Annotated in this window: 17 protein-coding genes; 9 read left to right on the forward strand and 8 right to left on the reverse strand. The window is 73.2% G+C overall.

The annotated features are described in order from the left end of the window. Positions 1-65: 65 nt before the first annotated feature. The 3 genes from QFZ64_RS10460 (at position 66) to QFZ64_RS10470 (ending at position 2,433) form a co-directional block, all read left to right on the forward strand. Complete coding sequence (locus QFZ64_RS10460; RefSeq protein ID WP_307064607.1) at positions 66-632, forward strand: GNAT family N-acetyltransferase; 567 nt, start codon at positions 66-68, stop codon at positions 630-632. Positions 633-1,019: 387 nt separating this feature from the next. Beyond that, entirely contained in the window at positions 1,020-1,460 is a 441-nt protein-coding gene (locus tag QFZ64_RS10465) for a MarR family winged helix-turn-helix transcriptional regulator (RefSeq protein WP_307064608.1), read from the forward strand. A 145-nt stretch (positions 1,461-1,605) separates the two neighbouring features. Beyond that, positions 1,606-2,433, forward strand: coding sequence for an NmrA/HSCARG family protein (locus QFZ64_RS10470; protein ID WP_307064609.1), 828 nt, complete (start codon positions 1,606-1,608; stop codon positions 2,431-2,433). A gap of 85 nt (positions 2,434-2,518) precedes the next feature. On the opposite strand, the gene QFZ64_RS10475 is transcribed toward QFZ64_RS10470, so the two are convergent. Both QFZ64_RS10475 and QFZ64_RS10480 read right to left on the reverse strand, forming a co-directional pair. Next, positions 2,519-2,893, reverse strand: a complete 375-nt coding sequence (locus tag QFZ64_RS10475; protein ID WP_307064610.1) for a hypothetical protein — start codon at positions 2,891-2,893, stop codon at positions 2,519-2,521. Between the two features lie 38 nt (positions 2,894-2,931). Further along, positions 2,932-3,576 (reverse strand): PhzF family phenazine biosynthesis protein, encoded by a 645-nt coding sequence (locus QFZ64_RS10480; protein WP_307064611.1) that lies wholly within the window; start codon positions 3,574-3,576, stop codon positions 2,932-2,934. A 574-nt stretch (positions 3,577-4,150) separates the two neighbouring features. Between QFZ64_RS10480 and efeO the strand changes: the two genes are divergently transcribed. Genes efeO through QFZ64_RS10500 form a run of 4 tightly spaced genes read left to right on the forward strand, consistent with a single transcriptional unit; the run spans position 4,151 to position 8,556 of the window. Next, entirely contained in the window at positions 4,151-5,290 is a 1,140-nt protein-coding gene (efeO, locus tag QFZ64_RS10485) for an iron uptake system protein EfeO (RefSeq protein WP_307064612.1), read from the forward strand. A 33-nt stretch (positions 5,291-5,323) separates the two neighbouring features. Then, positions 5,324-6,640: an iron uptake transporter deferrochelatase/peroxidase subunit gene (gene efeB, locus QFZ64_RS10490; protein ID WP_307064613.1), complete on the forward strand. Its 1,317-nt coding sequence runs from the start codon at positions 5,324-5,326 to the stop codon at positions 6,638-6,640. Positions 6,641-6,644: 4 nt separating this feature from the next. Continuing rightward, complete coding sequence (efeU, locus tag QFZ64_RS10495) at positions 6,645-7,517, forward strand: iron uptake transporter permease EfeU (RefSeq protein ID WP_307064614.1); 873 nt, start codon at positions 6,645-6,647, stop codon at positions 7,515-7,517. Continuing rightward, positions 7,477-8,556: a hypothetical protein gene (locus tag QFZ64_RS10500; RefSeq protein WP_307064615.1), complete on the forward strand. Its 1,080-nt coding sequence runs from the start codon at positions 7,477-7,479 to the stop codon at positions 8,554-8,556. The genes efeU and QFZ64_RS10500 overlap by 41 nt, the downstream gene beginning before the upstream one ends. Positions 8,557-8,647: 91 nt before the next feature. On the opposite strand, the gene QFZ64_RS10505 is transcribed toward QFZ64_RS10500, so the two are convergent. The 4 genes from QFZ64_RS10505 to QFZ64_RS10520 form a co-directional block, all read right to left on the reverse strand. Further along, positions 8,648-9,460 (reverse strand): bifunctional DNA primase/polymerase, encoded by an 813-nt coding sequence (locus QFZ64_RS10505; RefSeq protein WP_307064616.1) that lies wholly within the window; start codon positions 9,458-9,460, stop codon positions 8,648-8,650. A 115-nt stretch (positions 9,461-9,575) separates the two neighbouring features. Next, positions 9,576-10,604 carry a small ribosomal subunit Rsm22 family protein gene (locus QFZ64_RS10510; protein ID WP_307064617.1) on the reverse strand — a complete coding sequence of 343 codons (1,029 nt, stop codon included), beginning with the start codon at positions 10,602-10,604 and terminating at the stop codon, positions 9,576-9,578. Between the two features lie 291 nt (positions 10,605-10,895). Continuing rightward, positions 10,896-12,065 carry a serine hydrolase gene (locus tag QFZ64_RS10515; protein ID WP_307064618.1) on the reverse strand — a complete coding sequence of 390 codons (1,170 nt, stop codon included), beginning with the start codon at positions 12,063-12,065 and terminating at the stop codon, positions 10,896-10,898. Continuing rightward, a complete protein-coding gene (locus QFZ64_RS10520) occupies positions 12,017-13,369 on the reverse strand; it encodes a multidrug effflux MFS transporter (RefSeq protein WP_307064619.1) in 1,353 nt (450 codons plus the stop codon). Before QFZ64_RS10520 ends, QFZ64_RS10515 begins: the two co-directional genes overlap by 49 nt. Before the next feature lie 151 nt (positions 13,370-13,520). Between QFZ64_RS10520 and QFZ64_RS10525 the strand changes: the two genes are divergently transcribed. Continuing rightward, the gene (locus tag QFZ64_RS10525) at positions 13,521-14,522 is read left to right on the forward strand and encodes a Gfo/Idh/MocA family protein (RefSeq protein WP_307064620.1); all 1,002 of its coding nucleotides are present in this window, start codon (positions 13,521-13,523) and stop codon (positions 14,520-14,522) included. Between the two features lie 35 nt (positions 14,523-14,557). Here QFZ64_RS10525 and QFZ64_RS10530 read toward each other — a convergent pair whose 3' ends face one another. Together QFZ64_RS10530 and QFZ64_RS10535 are read right to left on the reverse strand one after the other, a co-directional pair. After that, positions 14,558-16,201, reverse strand: coding sequence for an alkaline phosphatase (locus tag QFZ64_RS10530; protein WP_307064621.1), 1,644 nt, complete (start codon positions 16,199-16,201; stop codon positions 14,558-14,560). 194 nt (positions 16,202-16,395) lie between these two features. Beyond that, positions 16,396-17,832 carry a D-alanyl-D-alanine carboxypeptidase family protein gene (locus QFZ64_RS10535; protein WP_307064622.1) on the reverse strand — a complete coding sequence of 479 codons (1,437 nt, stop codon included), beginning with the start codon at positions 17,830-17,832 and terminating at the stop codon, positions 16,396-16,398. 408 nt (positions 17,833-18,240) lie between these two features. Here QFZ64_RS10535 and QFZ64_RS10540 point away from each other — a divergent pair, with 408 nt between their 5' ends. After that, on the forward strand, positions 18,241-18,798 hold the full coding sequence (locus tag QFZ64_RS10540) for a DoxX family protein (RefSeq protein WP_307064623.1): 558 nt from the start codon (positions 18,241-18,243) through the stop codon (positions 18,796-18,798). Positions 18,799-18,843: the final 45 nt, after the last annotated feature.

Genomic DNA, 18,843 nt, shown 5'->3' on the forward strand with positions numbered 1-18,843 from the left:
GCGCCGTTCGCGGCTTCATGGGAGGGGGATGATCAGCTGAGTCGTTCGCGTCGGGGAGGATCTTGATGACCGTCACTTTGCGGGTGGGGGCGACGCCGTCCGCGTCCGCGCTCGTTCTGCGTCCTTGGGACGACGTCGACGTCGAGCCACTGGTCGAGGCGTACCGCGATCCCGCATTGCGTCGTTGGTCGAGTCACCCGGTGGAGAGCGTCGAGGGCGCGGCCGCGTGGTTGGAGTCGCAGAGACGCGGCTGGGAGACCGGGGAGCGATTGAGTTTCGCTGTGGTCGAGGATCGCTCCGGGGTCGACGGGGGCCGACTGGTGGGACACGTGGTGTTGAAGCGGGGCGGTTCTTCCGGCCGGGCATCGGCAGAGGTCGGCTATTGGACGGCGGCCCACGCTCGCGGCAGGGGTGTGGCGCCTCGTGCGCTCGAAGCGCTCACCGGGTGGGCCTTCGACGTCTTCGCGGGCGAAGGCCTGAAACGTCTCGACCTGCTCCACCAGGTGGACAACCTCGCGTCGTGCCGGGTCGCGGAGAAGGCGGGATACGGGTTTCACCGGGTCCTCCCCGCTCAGCCACCTTTTCCCAGCGACGGCCACCTGCACAGGCGAAAGGCCGACACTGCGGCCTGATGCCGGGGAGTCGAGTCACCATGCGGACGAGGAAACCCGGAGCCCGACTCACCCCAGCGGGACGCCGAGTGCCGTTGCCAGGGCGTGACCGGCCTCCTGGAGGGCGGTGCCGGCCACCCGTGCGGGTAGCGCCCGCCCGAAGCCCGCGCGGGGCACGGGGCGAGTCCTGCTCGGGGCTCGGACAGCCGTTCATCCTTGGTGAGCGGCAGTTCGCGCACCCTGCCCGCGGGGCTCCACGCCGGGACCGGCCGGGAAGAGGCCGGCGGTACCGTCACCACGCACATTGCGGGACGAATACCAATGGCCGAGCCCAGAGAGCCGCTCGCTGCGGACTGTCGGCCCGCGACGAGTAGGCTGATCGTTCGTCTTCGGACCGGGGAGGTCGGCGTGGACTATGGCGACAAGCTCTTCTGGCTGTCGGTTGTGATTCAACGCAAGTACGCGCAGATCTGCGCCGAGTTCGACCTGACCCCCTCGCAGGCCACGCTGCTCTGCGCGGTCAGGAACGAGCCGCGGCGGATGGCTGACCTCGCCGCGGCGTTGGGTATGACCAAGAACGCGTTGAGTCAGCTGGTCGATCGCACCGCGCGGCGCGAGCTGGTCGGCCGGGCGAGCTCGGCGCAGGACCGCCGGGTGGTCATGCTCAGTGCGACGCCCGCGGGGAAGGTGCTCGGCGAGGCCGTCTACGCCGAGATCGCCAAGCGCCTGCCCGAGATCGCGAGGAACCTCGACGCCGAGGACCAGCGCGACTTCGAGCGCGTGGCCACCGCCGTCGTGGACACCTCGGACCTCTCTTCGCCCACCCCGGACCGGCCCGTCACGCCGTGAGGTCCCGCTACCCGCACCTTGACGAAGTTCACGCCATGAACTAGTTTCGTTCATGGCATGAACTACTGAAGGGTGGCAGCGATGAGCACACAGACGAAACGGCACGATCGCGGTCTTCGGCGCGACGGGGCAACAGGGCGGGGCGGTGGTCGACGCGCTGCTGGACCACAAGGCGCGGGTGCGGGCTCTGGTCCGCGACCCGCGGTCCGACCGGGCTCGGGCACTGGCCGCCCGCGGCGTCGAACTGGCGGCCGTCCGGGCCGACGACCCGGCGTCGCTGGCCGCCGCGCTGGCCACGGTCGAGGGGTTCTACTTCATGACTCCGGAGGCGAACAGCCTCGAAGAGGTCGAGGCGGAGATCCGCATCGGTACCGCGCTCGTCGACGCGGCGGTCGAGGCGGGCGTCCCGCACGTCGTGTTCAACTCGGTCTTCGGAGCGGACCGGGAGTCGGGGGTGCCGCACCACGACTCGAAGCACCGGATCGAGAAGCACCTGAGGAAATCGGGCCTCAAGGCCACGATGGTTCGCGCGACCGCCTTCATGGAGAACTTCGCGAGCGTGATGGCACCGGGCCTGGAGCACGGGGAGATCGTGCTGAGGCTGCCGCTGCCGGAGGACGTCGCCCTGAAGATGATCTCGGTCAGGGACATCGGCCGGGTCGCCGCCGCGCTCCTGCTCGGCACCGCCAAGGCGCCCGGCGGAGCCGTCGAGCTCGTCGGCGACGAGCTGACGGGTCCCCAGATCGCCGCGGCGTTCGGCGCGCGCGCCGGGCTCCCGGCACGGTACGAGGCCCTTCCGTTGAGCGTGCTTCCCACCGACCTCGACAGGGTGATGTTCCGCGAGTTCGCGAAGGCGGCGGAACACCCCGCGGACCTCGCGGTGGTGCGCTCGATCGAGCCGGCCACCATGGACCTGGCCGGGTGGATCCAAGCCACCGGCTGGACCGCGCCCACCGACGTGGCCGGTTCCTGAGCCTCCGGCCGCGATGAACGCTCCGCCATCGCGCCCACGGTCTCGGCTCCGGGCACGGCAACGCATCCGCCAGCGGTTGAAGTAGTCACCGCAGCCTTCTGACGCGACGTGCTCCGAGGCGGTGGGCGACCATGGGTATCAGGTCGAGTCCGAACGACGGGACCGGCAGGCGCGGACCGCGCAGCACCTGCCGGACGCTCCACTGGGCCGCGGCTTCGCCCAGCGGTGGGCAACTGCCCTCGTCGTCCAGGTAGAGGGTCCGCCTACGGCCGCACCGGGTCCGACGGCGGGTCCGCTCCCGGCGGAGCCTGCGTTCCCGCAGCCGTTCGCCGATCCGGCTCGGCCGTACGTAGAGGGCCGAGCAGAGCAGCCGCGTCACCGGGTCCGGGACCGGGACGTCGGGTTCCGGCGACGATTCCGGGGCGGCAGCCGGATCGGCCGCGGAAGACGGGATCGGCAACCGGCCCGCTCCTCAACGCCGTCGGGCGGGTTGTGGGCTCAGCGTTCCAGGACCACCCGGCCGCCCACCTCCACCCAGCCCCCCGGCTGGGGGGCGGTGAGGAGTTGAGAGCCGGCGCCCTGGGTGATGTTGAGGGCGCGGTCGAGTCGGGCCGTGAGGAGGAGGGCCGCGGCGCCCGTCGCCTCGTCCTCCTCGATGCCGTCGTCGCGGCCGGGGAACGCGCGGGCGCGGACGCGGCCGGCGGCCTCGTCGAGCCAGGCCCAGGCGTAGATCCACTCCCCGGAGGGCGGGACCGGGAGGGCCTCGACCTCCGCGGCCGTCGCGTACTGGCGCAGGGTGCGGGGCGGGGCCCACTCCGGGCGGGCCTCGATCCAGGTGAACTCGCCGTCCAGGCGGGTGCCGACCGTCCCCGCCGGGGTGACCAGTTCGGGGACGTCCAGCAGCCAGGCCGTGCCGACGCAGGGGTGGCCGGCGAAGGGGAGGCGGAGGGTGGGGGTGTAGATGTCGATGACTCCGCGCTCGGGGTCGTCGACGAAGACGGTCTCGCTGAAGCCGAGTTTCGCCGCGAGGGCCTGGCGGTCCTCGCGGTTCGGGAGGGTGGAGCCGTTGCGGATGACGGCGAGTTCGTTGCCGTAGCCGGCGGTTGCTCCGCAGAAGACGCGGAGGACGTCGTAGTCGGTCACGGGGGGATTTAAGCAGGGGAGTGGGGTGGGGAGGGGTATTCGCCCCCGCCGCCCCTGCCTTTCCCGTCCCGTCAAGGGGCTTCGCCCCTTGGGCCCCCGGCACGGGAGAGCTCGGGAGGGGGGAGCGCGGGCGGGTGCGGATCGGGGGTGGCTGGCCGCGCAGTTCCCCGCGACCCTTGAGGCGCGCCCCAGCGGGGCGCGGCCTCTCGGGGCGCGGCCTCGCGGGGCGCGGCCTCGCGGGGCGCGGCCTCGCGGGGCGCGGCCTCGCGGGGCGCGGCCTCGCGGGGCGCGGCCTCGCGGGGCGCGGCCTCGCGGGGCGCGCCCCTTGCGAAGTGCGGGCGGACCCGGCTCTTGTGAGATGCGTCACCCGACCTCTCTCGCCGGCAGGGCATTTGACCCGCGCTTTGCCTGTCCTTGGGGGCTCTTATTGGACAGTGAGATCTGGCCGTGGCTGTGATCCTCCCGTGAGAGGTGAATCACGACTCCTGCGGGTATGACTGAGGTAATCCTCAGTTAAGTTAGGACAGCCTCACCTGTGCCTGTCTGATCTGTCGCCCCGGAGCCTGGAGTCCTGATGCGAGCCGTCCGCCTCTCCGTCGTCACCGCCGTCGCCGGCGCGACTGCCCTGGTCGCCGTCACGGGCTGCACCGAGAAGAGCGACGCCAAGGACGGTGACGCGATCCAGGTGACCGCCGCCGACTCCACCTGCGACACCTCCGCGAAGTCCGTGCCCGCCGGGCAGGTCACCCTGCGGATCGAGAACAAGGGGTCCAAGGCGACCGAGGTCGAGATCCTCTTCCCGGACGACCGGATCGTGTCCGAGAAGGAGAACATCGGGCCGGGGACGAAGTACACGCTGACCGCCGAGGTCAAGGCGGGCGCGTACGAGGTGGCCTGCCGGCCGGGCATGAAGGGCCACGGTGTCCGCCAGAAGCTCACCGTCACCGGCGGTGGCAGGACCGCCGAGCGCGATCCGCGGCTGGACAAGGCCGTCGCCGACTACCGGGCGTACGCGCAGGAGCAGGCCGACGCCACGCTGCCCGCCGTCAAGACCTTCGTGAAGGCGGTCAAGGACGGCGACCTCGCGGCGGCGAAGAAGGCGTACGCCCCCTCCCGCATCGGCTGGGAGCGCACCGAGCCGGTGGCCGAGTCCTTCGGCGACATCGACCCGAAGGTCGACACCCGCGCCGACGGCCTGGAGGAGGGCCAGAAGTGGACCGGCTGGCACCGGCTGGAGAAGGCCCTCTGGCAGGACAAGAAGATCGGTGCCACCGAGAAGACCCTCGCCGACCAGCTCGTCACCGACCTCACCGACTGGCAGAAGCGGGTCGGCAAGGCGGAGATCACCCCCACCTCCATGGCCAACGGCGCCAAGGAGCTCCTCGACGAGGTCGCCACCGGCAAGGTCACCGGTGAGGAGGAGCGGTACTCGCACACCGACCTCGTCGACTTCAAGGCCAATGTCGAGGGCGCCCAGAAGTCGTACGAGCTGCTCAAGCCGGTCGCCGGGAAGAACGACCCCGCGCTCACCGCCGAGCTGGACAAGCAGTTCGCCGCGCTGGACAAGCTGCTCGACAAGTACCGCCCCAGCACGGACTCCTACGACTTCACCTCCTACGACAAGGTCGGCAAGGACGACCGCAAGGAGCTGTCGGACGCGGTCAACGCGCTCGCCGAGCCGCTGTCCAAGCTGGCCTCCGCCGTCGTCAAGTAGGACGAGCGAACACGTAGGGACGGACGTACGGGCATGACGGACACCCCCCGGGACCGGGACACGGACGACACGGACGACACGGGCATCCCCGCGGAGGCGGAGGCGCCCGCACACGGCGGCGCGCCCTCCCGGCGTGCCCTCCTCGGGTGGGGCGGTGCCGGGCTCGCGCTCGGGGCCGCCGTGGCCGGGGGTGCCGTCGCCATGGCCGGGGGCGGGGACGACATCGACCCCGCCGGCGCCGACACCGGCGACGCCGTCGCCTTCCACGGCACGCACCAGGCAGGCATCGCCACCCCCGTCCAGGACCGGCTGCACTTCGCCGCGTTCGACGTGAAGACCACCGACCGGGCCGCGTTCGTCCAGCTCCTGAAGGACTGGACGGCCGCCGCTCGGCGGATGACGGCCGGGAAGGCCGTCGGCGACGGCGCCTACGGCGGGCTCGCCGAGGCCCCGCCGGACGACACCGGCGAGGCGCTCGGCCTCAAGCCCTCCCGGCTGACGCTGACCCTCGGCTTCGGCCCCTCCCTGTTCGAGAAGTTCGACCTCGGCGACCGGCGGCCCGAGGCACTCGTCGACCTGCCGAAGTTCCCCGGCGACAACCTGGAGAAGTCCCGCACCGGCGGCGACCTGTGCGTCCAGGCGTGCGCGGACGACCCCCAGGTCGCCGTGCACGCGATCCGCAACCTGGCCCGCATCGGCTTCGGCAAGGTCGCCGTCCGCTGGTCGCAGCTCGGCTTCGGCAAGACCTCCTCCACCACCCCGGGCGCCCAGACCCCCCGCAACCTCTTCGGGTTCAAGGACGGGACCCGGAACATCGCGGGGACCGAGACCGACCGGCTGAAGAAGTACGTGTGGGCCGGGGAGAGCGACGGCACGAAGTGGATGGAGGGCGGCTCGTACCTCGTCGCCCGGCGCATCCGCATGAACATCGAGGTGTGGGACCGCACCGCACTGCAGGAGCAGGAGGACGTCTTCGGCCGCGACAAGGGCGAGGGCGCACCCGTCGGCAAGGCCAAGGAGCACGACGCGCCGTTCCTGAAGGCGATGAAGCCCGACGCGCACGTGCGGCTCGCGCATCCCGACGCCAACGGCGGCATCACCATCCTGCGCCGGGGCTACTCCTTCACCGACGGCACCGACGGCCTCGGCCGGCTGGACGCAGGACTGTTCTTCCTGGCCTACCAGCGCGACCCCCGCAAGGGTTTCATCCCGCTCCAGCGCAAGCTGTCCGCGTCCGACGCACTCAACGAGTACATCCAGCACGTGGGTTCGGCGGTCTTCGCGATCCCGCCCGGCGTCCGCGACGCGGACGACTGGTGGGGCCGGGCGCTGTTCTCCGAGGAGGCGTAGCACCGTGTTCTCCAACTATCTGATCGGTCTGCGCGAGGGGCTGGAGGCCAGCCTCGTCGTCTGCATCCTGATCGCCTACCTGGTCAAGACCGGCCGCCGGGACGCCCTGCGGCCCGTCTGGACCGGCATCGGCATCGCGATCGCCCTCGCGCTCGCCTTCGGCTGCGTGCTGGAGTTCGGCTCGCAGGAGCTGACGTTCCAGGCGCAGGAGGGGCTCGGCGGCTCGCTGTCGATCGTCGCGGTGGGACTGGTGACGTGGATGGTGTTCTGGATGCGGCGCACCGCCCGCCACCTCAGGTCGGAGCTGCACGGCAAGCTGGACGCCGCCCTGGCGATGGGCACCGGCGCGCTGGTCGCCACCGCGTTCCTCGCGGTGGGCCGGGAGGGCCTGGAGACCGCGCTGTTCGTGTGGGCGTCGGTGCACGCGGCCGGTGACGGCACCCCGCGTCCGCTGATCGGCGTCGCCCTCGGCCTGGCCAGCGCGGTGCTGCTGGGCTGGCTGTTCTACCGGGGCGCGGTCCGGATCAACCTCGCCAAGTTCTTCACCTGGACCGGCGGCATGCTCGTCGTGGTCGCCGCGGGCGTCCTCGCGTACGGCGTCCACGACCTCCAGGAGGCCGACATCATTCCCGGCCTGACCAGCCTCGCCTTCGACATCAGCGGCACGATCCCGCCGGACAGCTGGTACGGCACCCTGCTCAAGGGCGTGTTCAACTTCCAGCCCGACCCGACCGTGCTGCAGTCGGTGGTGTGGGTGCTGTATCTGGTCCCGGCGCTCGCGCTGTTCCTCGCCCCGGTAGGGTTCGCCTCCGGGAAGGGGAAGGTGAAGGCACCTGATGACCAGGGATCGCGGACCTCGAAGGCTTCGCAGGCTTGAGCCGAACGCGGGGCGCGGAGCGGAGCGGAGTACGCGGCGGGGCGCGGGGCCGGGCACGCGGCGGAGCGCGCTGCTCGCGGCGTCGGTGACCGCGCTGTCGTTGACGGCGAGCGGGTGCGTGGTGGTGCACGGGGAGCGCGAGGTGCTCCCGGCCGCCACGAAGGGCGAGGCGGCGAAGGCGATGACGTCCTTCCTGACCGCCTACAACAAGGCGCAGCGGGCCAACGACCGTGCGCTGGACGCCGGTCGGGTCGCCGGTGCGCTGGCCGACATCGACGGTGCCAAGCTGCGGGCCGGGCACAAAACCGCCCCGGACGGCAACTCCTCGTACAAGGCGCTGGAGTTGACCGACACGACGTACACGATCCCGAAGAAGGCGGGCTGGCCGCGCTGGTTCGTCGCGGACTCGGCCTCCAACCGCGGCAGCAGCCGCTGGCTGCTGGTGTTCACCCGCGCCGGCGCGGACGACGCCTGGCGGGTGTCGTATCTGACGGTGGTCGCCGCCGACGACGTACCGGTCTTCAAGAAGGACGACAACGGGTTCGCGGAACCCGTCGCGGCCGGTGACCCGGCGCTGGCGGTCACACCGGGCAGGCTCGCGACGGCGTACGCGGACTACCTCCAGGACGGCGGCGACGGGTTCGCGCCCGGTGCCTTCACGAGCGCGCTGCGGGACACCCGGAAGAAGAACGCGACCCGGCCGGGGCTGGCCCGCCAGTACCGTGACGAGGCGCTGTCCGGCGGCGCGTACACCCCGCTGGGGCTGCGCACGAAGGACGGGTCGGCGCTGGTGTTCTTCGCGACCCGGCACTACGAGAAGCAGACGGCCGCGAAGGGGGTCCGTCTCACGGTGACGGACCCGGCCATCAAGGCACTGATGAACGGCGAGCCCCAGCAGTCCCTGACGCTGGCCTACGTCTCGAACCAGGCCGTGCTGGACCCGGCGAGGTCCGGACACGGCGGCGACGGTGACGGCGACCGCGACGGGGTCGCGTTCCTCGGCCGGGTGGCGGGGCTCACGGGGGCGAAGGGCGAATAGCGCGAGCGCGGTCCGGCGGTGGCGGACCGCGGTTCTGCCGGGTTCCGTCCTGATCCGCCGACGTGGCCGGTCCGGTCGGCGTGGCCGCGGGTCAGCCGCGGCGGGGCGGGGACGGGAGCGCGTCGGTGCCGTGGGCGGTGCCGTCCGTGTCACCGGCGGCGTCCATGTGATCGGCGTCGGCCTCCACGTGGTGGCGGGCGCACGCGTCGGTGAGCGCTTCCAGCAGGCTCAGCGGGTCCGGCAGCGGGTGTTCGGGGCCGCGCATCCACTCCACGCGCTCCTCCCCGGGCAGCACGGCCGGCGGCACGAGGACGTAGGAGCCCCGGCAGTGCCAGCGCAGTCCGGGGTGTTCGTCCATGGTCTCGGGGTGGCAGTCCAGCGCGCACGGCCACCACTCGTCCTCGTCCGGCGGGGTGCCGCGGGTGAGGGTGAAGAACATCATCCGCCCCTCCCCCGTCACCGCCCCGCCGCCGGTGACGGCCACCGGGCCGACCTCGACGCCGGCCGCCAGCAGCCGCTCCAGGGCCTCCTGCCCGGCCTCGCGCGGCACGTCGAGCACGTCGTGGGTCATGCCGGTGGCGGTGACGAAGTTGGCGTCCGGCTGGTGCCTGGCCCACCGCTCGACCTGTGCCCTGTCGGTGGTGGACTGGGTCTGCCAGGCCCAGGAGACGGGGTGCCGGGCGGGTGTGGGACAGCCGACGCGGTCGCAGGAGCAGCGGTAGCCCACGGGGTGCGCGGCGGGGGCCAGCGGGAGTCCGGCGGCGGCCGTGGCGAGCAGCAGGTCCTCGCGGCCGCCGGCGGCGGCCGCGTCGTCCGCGTCGTCGGGGCGGCGTCCGCGCAGCCACTGGGACATCCGGGAGAACCTGCCCTGCCCGCCCGTTCGGCGGCCGAACTCTGCGTTCATCCATCCCTCACCCAGGTGCGGAAGACTGCGGCTCGCTCCATGGTCCCACCATCCCGCGCCTTCGGTGACCGCCGTCGGCGTCGGGGGCCGCGTCACTCCCCCTGTCCGGGCCGCCTCACTCCTCCGGGTGCGGTGGCGGCCAGGCGTCGCCCCAGGCCGCGTCGCGGGCCGCCCGGTACAGCGGGCCGTGGCGCTTGGTGACCGTGCCGCGGCGCAGTTCCTCGTCGGGGTCGCACAGGTCGAGCAGCACCTGGCCCTTGCGGATCTGGGGGCGGCGGACGATGCGGTGGGGTGCCGGGGTCGCCTCCTCCGGGGGGAGGCGGGTGGCGGCGACGTAGGCGAACTTCTCGTCCTCGTACGGCAGCGAGCCGCCCTTGACCTGGCGGTGCAGGGAGGAGCGGCTGACGCGGGCGGCGAAGTGGCACCAGTCCTCGCCGGGCACGATGGGGCAGCGGGCGCTGTGCGGGCAGGGGGCGGCGATGCGCAGGCCGGCCGCGATCAGCCGGTCGCGGGCCTCGATGATCCGGCCGTAGCCGTCCGGGGTGCCGGGCTCGACGATCACCACGGTCCGCGCGGCGGCCGCCGCGGCGTCGACGACGTGGGCGCGGTCGGCGTCGGTCAGCTCGCCGAGGACGTAACTGACGGTGACGAGGTCGGTGGCGTCGAGGGTGAGCGCCCGGCCGATGCGGGCGCGCCGCCACTCGGCGTCCTTCAGGGCGGGGTGGGCGGCGGCGATCTCGCGGCCCAGCGCGAGGGCGGGCTCGGCCCAGTCGAGGACGGTGACGGGGCGTTCCGCCGGCCAGGTGGCGGCGGTGGCCCAGGTGGCGGCGCCGGTGCCGCCGCCGAGGTCGGTGTGGCTGCGGGGGGTCCAGTCCGGGGCGGCCCGCGCGAGGGCGCGGAGGGCGGCGCGGACGGCCTCGAAGGTGGCGGGCATGCGGTAGGCGGCGTACGCGACGACGTCGGCGCGGTCGCGCAGGACGGGGGTGTGGGTGGGGGTGTTGCCCCGGTAGCTGGTGATGAGGCGGTCGACGGCGGTGGTGGCCTGGCGGGGCGGGAGGCCGTCCAGGAGGCGGGCGAGGGTGGTGCGGAGGGTTTCCTCGGCGGAGGCGGAATCGGGAGCGGGAGCGGGGACGGCGGGGTTCACGTGCGGAATTGTAGGGAGCGGGTGGGGGTGGGAGTGCGCGCGGGTTTTTCTCGCCCCCTCGCCCCTGCCCGTCTCCTCGGGGCCCGGGGGATGGGTCGTCCGGCGGGCGCGGGTCGGTGGGCGGTCGCTCGTGCCCCTGGAAGCGGGGCGCAGCCCCGCTCTTCAAGGGGCGCGGGGAACTGCGCGACAAGCCACGACGCTCCCGCACCCGCACCCGCACCCGCACCCGCCGAACAACCTCCACCCCCTCGAGCTACTGGGCGCCCGGGGCCGCAGGGGTGAACCCCTCGGTCACAACGGCCGCACCGCCCGGTGCAGACGCGTCGCCGCTGTCGCGCGGACCGTGTTGTCCGGGGGGCGTCGGCGCGGGTGGACCGTGTTGGCGAGCAGCACCAGGAACGCCCCCGTCGCCGGGTCCAGTACCAGCGACGTCCCCGTGAACCCCGCGTGCCCCGCCGCCCCCCGCCCCGCCAGTTCCCCCATGAACCACGGCTGGTCCACGGCGAACCCCAGCCCGGGTGCCGTCAGCATCAGTTCCACGTAGTCGGGGCCGAGGATGCGGGCCGGCCCGTACGAGCCCCCGGTCAGCAGCGCGCGACAGAAGACCGCGAGGTCCCGCCCCGTGGAGAACATCCCGGCGTGTCCGGCGACGCCGCCGAGCGCCCACGCGTTCTCGTCGTGGACCACGCCCCGCAGCATCCCCCGGTCCGCCTTCCCCCACGGCCGCCGCTGGTCCTCCGTGGCCGCCGCCCCGGGGCACGGCCCGAACCCGGTGGCGGTCATGCCGAGGGGACGGGTGACGCAGCCGTGGATCAGCACGTCGAGCGGACACCCGGTGAGCCGTTGCAGGAGGTGCTGCAACAACAGCATGTTGAGGTCGGAGTAGCAGTACGTGCCGGGCGCCCCGACGGGCTCCTCGGCGCGCAGCAGTGCCAGCCGCCCGGCGGCGTCGGCGGCGTCGTACAGCGGGAGTTCGGGCCGCAGCCCGGAGGTGTGGGTGAGGAGCTGCCGTACGGTGACGCCGTGCGCGGCGGCGCCGGTGAAGTCCGGCAGGTACGCCCCCACGCGCGCGTCGATGCCGAGCGTGCCGCGTTCGAGCTGCTGCACCGCGGCCACGGCGGTGAACAGCTTGGTGAGCGAGGCGAGGTCGAAGGACGTGTCGACGGTCATCGGCACACGGGCGTCGGGCGGGAGCTCGACACCGGTGCCGGTCGCCTCGTCGTAGCGGGCGTAGCGGACGGCCCAGCCGGTGGCGTCCTCGACGGCGACGACGGGGCCGCGCCCGGCGACCACGACCGCCCCCGCGGCCCAGCCGCGCTCCACCGCCGCGCGCACGTCGCGCACCAGCAGGCGCAGTTCCCCGGGGTCGAGCCCGGCCCGCTCCGGGCTGTCGACACGCAGTCTCGGTGCGCTCAGTGCTCTGTTCCCTCCGCGCCGGCCGTTCCCTGCCAGGGACGGCACAGTGCCACGAAGCAGACCACCGACACCAGTGCCGCGCCCACCTGGACGACGGCCATGGGCACCGCGGTGTGCTCGCCGGCCAGGCCGACGAGCGGCGAGGCGAGGGCGCCGATGAGGAAGGAGCAGGTCCCGAGCAGCGCGGACGCGGCTCCGGCGGCCCGCTTGGTGCGCATCAGGGCGAGGGCCTGGGCGTTGGGCATCGTCAGGCCGAGCGCGGACATCAGGACGAACAGGCCGGCGGCGACCGGGGCGAGACCGACCTCGCCGAAGACGCCGGTGGTCATCAGCAGCAGCGCGCACGCGGCGGCGGCGGTGAGGGCGAGGCCCACCGCCAGCACGTTCTCCAGCCGGACGCGGCCCACCAGCAGCTTGCCGTTGATCTGTCCGACGGTGATCAGGCCGACGGAGTTGACGGCGAACAGGAGGCTGAAGGTCCCCGGGGAGGCGCCGTAGATGTCCTGCACGACGAACGGGGAGGCGGAGATGTACGCGAAGAGGGCGGCGAAGGCGAAGCCGCCGGTGAGGGTGTGGCCGACGAAGACCCGGTCGGCGAGGAGTCCGCGCATGGCGCGCAGGGTCTCGCCGATCCCGCCCGCGTGCCGGCGCGCGGGCGGCAGCGTCTCGGGCAGCCGCGCCCACACCAGCGCGCCGAGCACCAGCCCGACGACCGTGAGCAGGACGAAGACGCCCCGCCAGCCGGTGAACCGCAGGAGCTGGCCGCCGATCACCGGGGCGACGACGGGGGCGACACCGGAGATCAGCATGAGGGTGGAGAAGAAGCGGGCCATGGCCACGCCCTCGTACATGTCCCGCACGACGGCGCGGGCGATGACGATGCCGGCCGCGCCCGCGAGCCCCTGCACCAGCCGGAAGGCGATGAGGGTTTCCACGGTGGGCGCGAGCGCGCACAGCGCGGTGGCCACGACGTTGACGGCGAGCCCGGCGAGCAGCGGCCGGCGGCGGCCCCACCGGTCGCTCATCGGGCCCACCACGAGCTGGCCCGCCGCCATGCCGATCAGGCAGGCGGTGAGGGTGAGCTGGACGGTGGCGGCGGGGGCGTGCAGGGAGCGGGTGACCTCGGGCAGCGAAGGGAGGTACATGTCCATCGCCAGCGGGGCGGTCGCGGTCAGCCCGCCGAGGAGGAAGGTGACGAACAGCCCGGCCCGCGCGGCACTCCCGGCACGCGCGGCACTCCCGGCGGGAGCGGTCACGGGCGGCGCGGCCGCACCGCCGCTCGCCGCACGCTCCTCCGGGCATCTCTCCGAGCCGTCCGACACCTGCGTGGTGCGACCGGGCTCCGGCATGGGACCCCTCCCTGTTCTCTCGTTCCTCCACCCCGCCGCCTATGCTCTCAGCTCGAACGACTGATCGAGGGCGGTGCCCACTGGGTGGACGACGCGGACGGCGTGGACGCCCCGTGGCCGGCCCGACAGGTGGACGGGACGAGGGACGGACATGACGGACGAACGCGTGCGGTGGGGCATTCTGGCGACCGGCGGGATCGCCGCGGCGTTCACGGCGGATCTGGTGGATCTGCCCGACGCCGAGGTGGTCGCGGTGGCTTCGCGCCGGGCGGAGTCGGCGCAGGCGTTCGCGGACCGGTTCGGGATCGAACGGGCCTACGGCGACTGGGAGTCCCTGGCGCGGGACGAGGACGTGGACGTGGTGTACGTCGCCACACCGCACGCGGCGCACCGGGCGGCGGCGGGCCTCTGCCTGGAGGCCGGGCGGAACGTGCTGTGCGAGAAGGCGTTCACGCTGAACCTGCGCGAGGCCGAGGAACTGGTCGCGCTGGCAAAGAGGCACGACCGCTTCCTGATGGAGGCCATGTGGATGTACTGCAACCCGCTGGTACGGCGCCTGAAGGCACTGGTCGACGACGGCGCGATCGGCGAGATCCGCACCGTGCAGGCGGACTTCGGGCTGGCCGGCCCCTTCCCGGCCGCGCACCGGCTGCGGGACCCCGCGCAGGGCGGCGGCGCGCTGCTGGACCTCGGGGTCTACCCGGTGTCCTTCGCGCAGCTCCTGCTCGGGGAGCCGGCGGGGATCACGTCGCGCGCGGTGCTCTCCGAGGAGGGCGTCGACCTCCAGACGGGCGCCCTGTTCACCTGGGACAGCGGCGCGCTCGCCTCCGTACACTGCTCGATCAGCGGCGGTACGGCGGTGGTGGCGTCGGTGACCGGCTCCGAGGGCCGCATCGACGTGCCCAGCGGCTTCTTCCACCCCGACCGTTTCGTGCTGCACCGCGACGGCCGTGACCCCGAGGAGTTCACGGCCGACCCGGCCGACGGACCCCGCACCAGCTTCCGCCACGAGGCCGGGGAGGTCATGCGGGCGCTGCGCGCCGGGGAGAAGGAGTCCCCCCTGGTGCCGCTGGAGGGCACCCTCGCGATCATGCGCACGCTGGACACGATCCGCGAGCAGATCGGCGTGCGGTACCCGGGGGAAGCGGCCTGACGGAACGGTGCTCCCCCCTCCTGGCCGGCGGGGGGCTACACCTTCCGCAGGCCCTGCTTCCCCACCTCCGTGACGAAGGAGGCGGCGGTCCTGATCGCCGCCCCGGGGGTCGTCACCGCCGCGACCGTCTTGAAGTCCGCCCGCGCCTGCGAGCGTCCCAACTCCACGGTCACGTAACCGCGTTGCCCGTTGTAGTACTTCAGGTGCGGGTTGGCCTCGGTGTACGTCGCCCAGTTGGACGGCTTCTCGGAGCCGTCCTTGCCGCTGGTGATGGACGTCGCCACGATCTCCGTGCCGAGCGTCTTCGAGGACGGGTCGTCGAAGTCGGCCTTGATGTCGAACGCGTAGCCCACGTGCACGTCGCCGGTGAGCACCATCAGGTTTTCCACGCCGGCGGACCTCGCCCCGGCGAGCACCCGCTGCCGGGACGTCCGGTAGCCGTCCCAGGCGTCCATGGACAGCTTGGCGACGGGGTTGAGGTCCAGCTTGCGCTGGGAGAACGTGACCTGCTGCGGGACCACGTTCCACAGCGCGCGGGAGGTGCGCCAGCCGTCGATCAGCCAGCGCTCCTGGGTGGCGCCGGTGATCGTGCGCGCCGGGTCGTCGGACTCGGGACCGGGCACGTGGGAACCGTCGCCGTACGCCTGGTCGGAGCGGTACTGGCGGGTGTCCAGCACGTCGAACTGGGCGAGCCGGCCCCACTGCAGCCGGCGGTAGAGCTGGGCGTCGGGGCCGTGCGGGAGCTGGGTGCGGCGCAGCGGCTGGTGCTCCCAGTACGCGCGGTAGGCGGCGGCGCGGCGCAGCAGGAACTCCTCCGGCGGGTCCTCGTTCTCGGAGACGCCGTCGGCGTAGTTGTTCTCCGTCTCGTGGTCGTCCCAGGTGACGACGAAGGGGTGCGCGGCGTGCGCGGCGCGCAGGTCGGGGTCGCTCTTGTAGAGGGCGTACCGCAGCCGGTAGTCCTCCAGGGTGACCGTCTCGCGGTTGAACACGTCGGGCAGGACGCGGTCGGTGTAACCGCGGGCGCCTCCGGCGGAGTTGACGGCGTACTCGTAGAGGTAGTCCCCGAGGTGGAAGACCACGTCGACGTCGTCCTCGGCGAGGTGGCCGTACGCGGTGTAGTAGCCGTCGTGGTACGCCTGGCAGGAGACGGCGGCGAGCCTGAGCCGGGAGGAGTCGGTGCCGGTGGCGGGGGCGGTGCGGGTGCGGCCGGTGGCGCTGATCCACGAGCCGGTGCGGAAGCGGTAGTAGTACCCCCGGCCGGGGTCGAGGTCGGAGACGGCGACGTGCACGGTGTGCTGGTACTCGGGGTGCGCGGTGGCGGAGCCGCGTCTGACGATCCGGCGGAAACGGGAGTCGTGGGCGAGCTCCCACTGAACCGGGACGCGGAGGGCGGGCAGCCCGCCGTCCGTCTCGTACGGCCGCGGGGCGAGCCGGGTCCACAGCAGGACGGAGGTGGGCAGCGGGTCGCCGGAGGCGATGCCCAGGGTGAACGGGTTCTCACCGATCCTGCGGGAGTCGAGTTCGGCGGCGCTCGCGGCGCCGGCGGCGGGCAGGTTGACCGCGAAGGCGAGCGCGGCGGCCGCCCCGGTCGTGGTGAGGAACCGACGGCGGCCCAAGTGGCGGGCCGCGGCGCGGAGTTCGGGAGCGTGCTGCGACGGCTGGCGGGACGCGGATGTCATCCGGGGCCTCCCCTGACGGTTGCGGACCCCGCCATTCGACCGGCCCCGGTCGACCTCCGTCTGTCACGTACACAACAGCCACGTGACGAGCGGATGAGATCCGCTCGCCACAGCGCCGGCCCCGACCGTAGCGTCAGCTTCCCTGCCGCGACACCGGCTCCTCTGCCGCCCGGAGGACTCTCCGGGCCACAGCGTCACCCTCCCTGCCGCCCGGAGGAACCCGCTGCCGGACCGTCGGCGGGGCTGCCCGGGTGGCCGGGGCCTCCGTGACCCGGAGCCGTGGGACCCGGGTGTCCCGGGCCGCCCTGACCGGGAATCGTGTGGCCGGCGCCCGCGGGCGCCACCGGGCCGGCGGGCGCGGGACCACCGTTCGCGGATATCCCGCCGGTCGCAGGTGTCCCGCCGTTCGCGGGGATCCCACCGTTCGCGGGCGTCCCGCCGTTCGCAGGCGTCCCCCCGAGTGCCGGTGTCGCGGCCGTCCGCCGCCTGCGTCGGCTCCGCAGGGCCAGTGCGCCGCCCGCCAGCAGGGCCACCGCCGCGCCGGCGCCGCCGACCAGGCCCCAGGACGGGCTGTCGCCGGAGGCCGACGCCGGCCGGGGGCCGCCCGCGCCCTTCGCTCCGGCCGCCTTGTCCGCGGGGGCCTTCTTCGCACCGCCCTCGCTCAGCGGGTCGACCAGCTTGCCCACCGCCTCGACCTTGCCCACGTGCGCGAAGCCCCAGTCGAGCAGTTGCGCGGTCTCCTTGTACACGCCGTTGCCGCCGGACTCGGGGTGCAGCACGCTGACCAGCAGGGTGCGCCCGTTCCTTGTGGCCGCGCCGGTGAAGGTGTTGCCGGCGTGACTGGTGTAACCGTTCTTGACGCCGATGATGCCGTCGTACGTGTCCAGCCCCCACGAACCGGTCAGCAGGCGGTCGGTGTTCTGTATCTGGAAGGTCTTCTTGCCGCCGGCCGGGAAGTTCGCGGTCTTCGTCCCGCAGTAGGCGCGGAAGTCGTCGTTCTTCAGGCCGTGCCGGGCGAACAGCGTCAGGTCGTACGCGGAGGAGACCTGGCCCTTGTGGTCGAACCCGTCGGGGCTGCGCACCTGGGTGTCCAGGGCCTGGAGGTCGACGGCCTTGGCCTGCATCTCCGCGACCGTCTTCGCGATGCCGCCGTTCATGTGGGACAGCACGTGCACCGCGTCGTTGCCGGAGCGCAGGAAGACGCCGAGCCACAACTGCTCGACGGTGTACGTGTAGTTCTCCTTGACGCCGACGAGGCTGGAGCCCGCCGGCACGTCCGAGATCTCCTCCAGGGCCACCTTGTGCCGCTGAGTGCGGTCGAACTTGCCCAGCACGGTGTCCGCGAACAGCATTTTCAGGGTGGACGCGGGGGCCAGGTGCCGGTGCGCGTCGAACGCCGCGAGGACCTCTCCGGTGTCGTGATCCGCGACCAGCCAGGCCTGTGCGGTCAGCTTGGCGGGCATTTTGACACCGCTCTGCACCTGCAGTCCGGGGCGGCCCAGCCGTTCCCCGCCGATGGCGGTGGCGGCATACGCGGAGGTGGCGGTGACCGCGGGAACGGCGGCGGCCAGGGGCGCGGCGGCGGCGAGGCCGAGCAGCGCACGACGGGAGAGCGGGGAAGAGTCACGCATCCCGGGACCGTACAAAGTCCTGCCCGCCCGGCCCACATCGGGGTCACCAAGCCTCGGCAAAGTCGGCCCCCGGTCCCGGCCCTCCACCATCGCTTTTCCCTTCGATGTCCCCATACCCCTCAGGTCCTTCCCACGGCAGGTCGATCTCGGCCGGTCGGCCGGGCGAGCGGGCCCCGGACGATGCCCGGGAAGGAAGACGGCGAGGCGGGCGGGTTCGTTCATCAGACGCGGCCGGTGAAATGCGGGGCTCCTCGACATCGCCCCAGCCGTCCTCGCCCTCCCCGCCCCAGCCGTATGCACCCTCCCCACCCCCTCACCCGTCCGGCCGCGCGGGACGGGAGGGCCGGTGCGGGGCGTGGAACGGTGGAGGTGCAAGAGGGACCATCGCCGTTCCGGGAGTGATCGATCGTGACGCTGTGCGACCGACGTGATGTAGGACTGCTGCTGCTCCGGCTGGGCACCGGCGGGGTGCTCGTGGCGCACGGCGCGCAGAAACTGTTCGGGTGGTTCGGCGGCCACGGGATCGAGGGCACCGGACAGTACATGGAGTCCGTCGGCTACGCGCCCGGCCGGGCCAGCGCGACGGCGGCCGGGCTCGCCGAGACCGGCGGCGGCACCCTGCTGGCGCTGGGCCTCGCGACACCGGCGGCGGGCGCGGCGGCGGCCGGGTCGATGGCGGGCGCGGCGGCGCTGCACGCGCCCAACGGTTTCTTCGCCCAGAGCGGTGGCTACGAGTACGCGGCCTCGCTCGGTCTGACGGCGGCGGGGCTCGCGGTGGCGGGTCCCGGCCGGATCTCCCTGGACCATGTGCTGCGCCACGCGGTGAACCGCAACTGGATGGTGCCGGCCGCGCTCGGCGTGACGGCGGCGGTCACCTGCGCGGTGATCGGCGCCCGCACCAGGCGGGTCCGGGAGCGGGAGCGGGCGGAACGGCTGGGTGACCAGGCACCACTGTTCGAGGAATAGCGAACCGGCCGGACCCGCGGTCGGATCGCTCCGAACCGGACGGAA

This window comes from Streptomyces sp. B3I8 (assembly GCF_030816915.1).
In the GTDB taxonomy this organism is placed as follows: Bacteria; Actinomycetota; Actinomycetes; order Streptomycetales; family Streptomycetaceae; genus Streptomyces.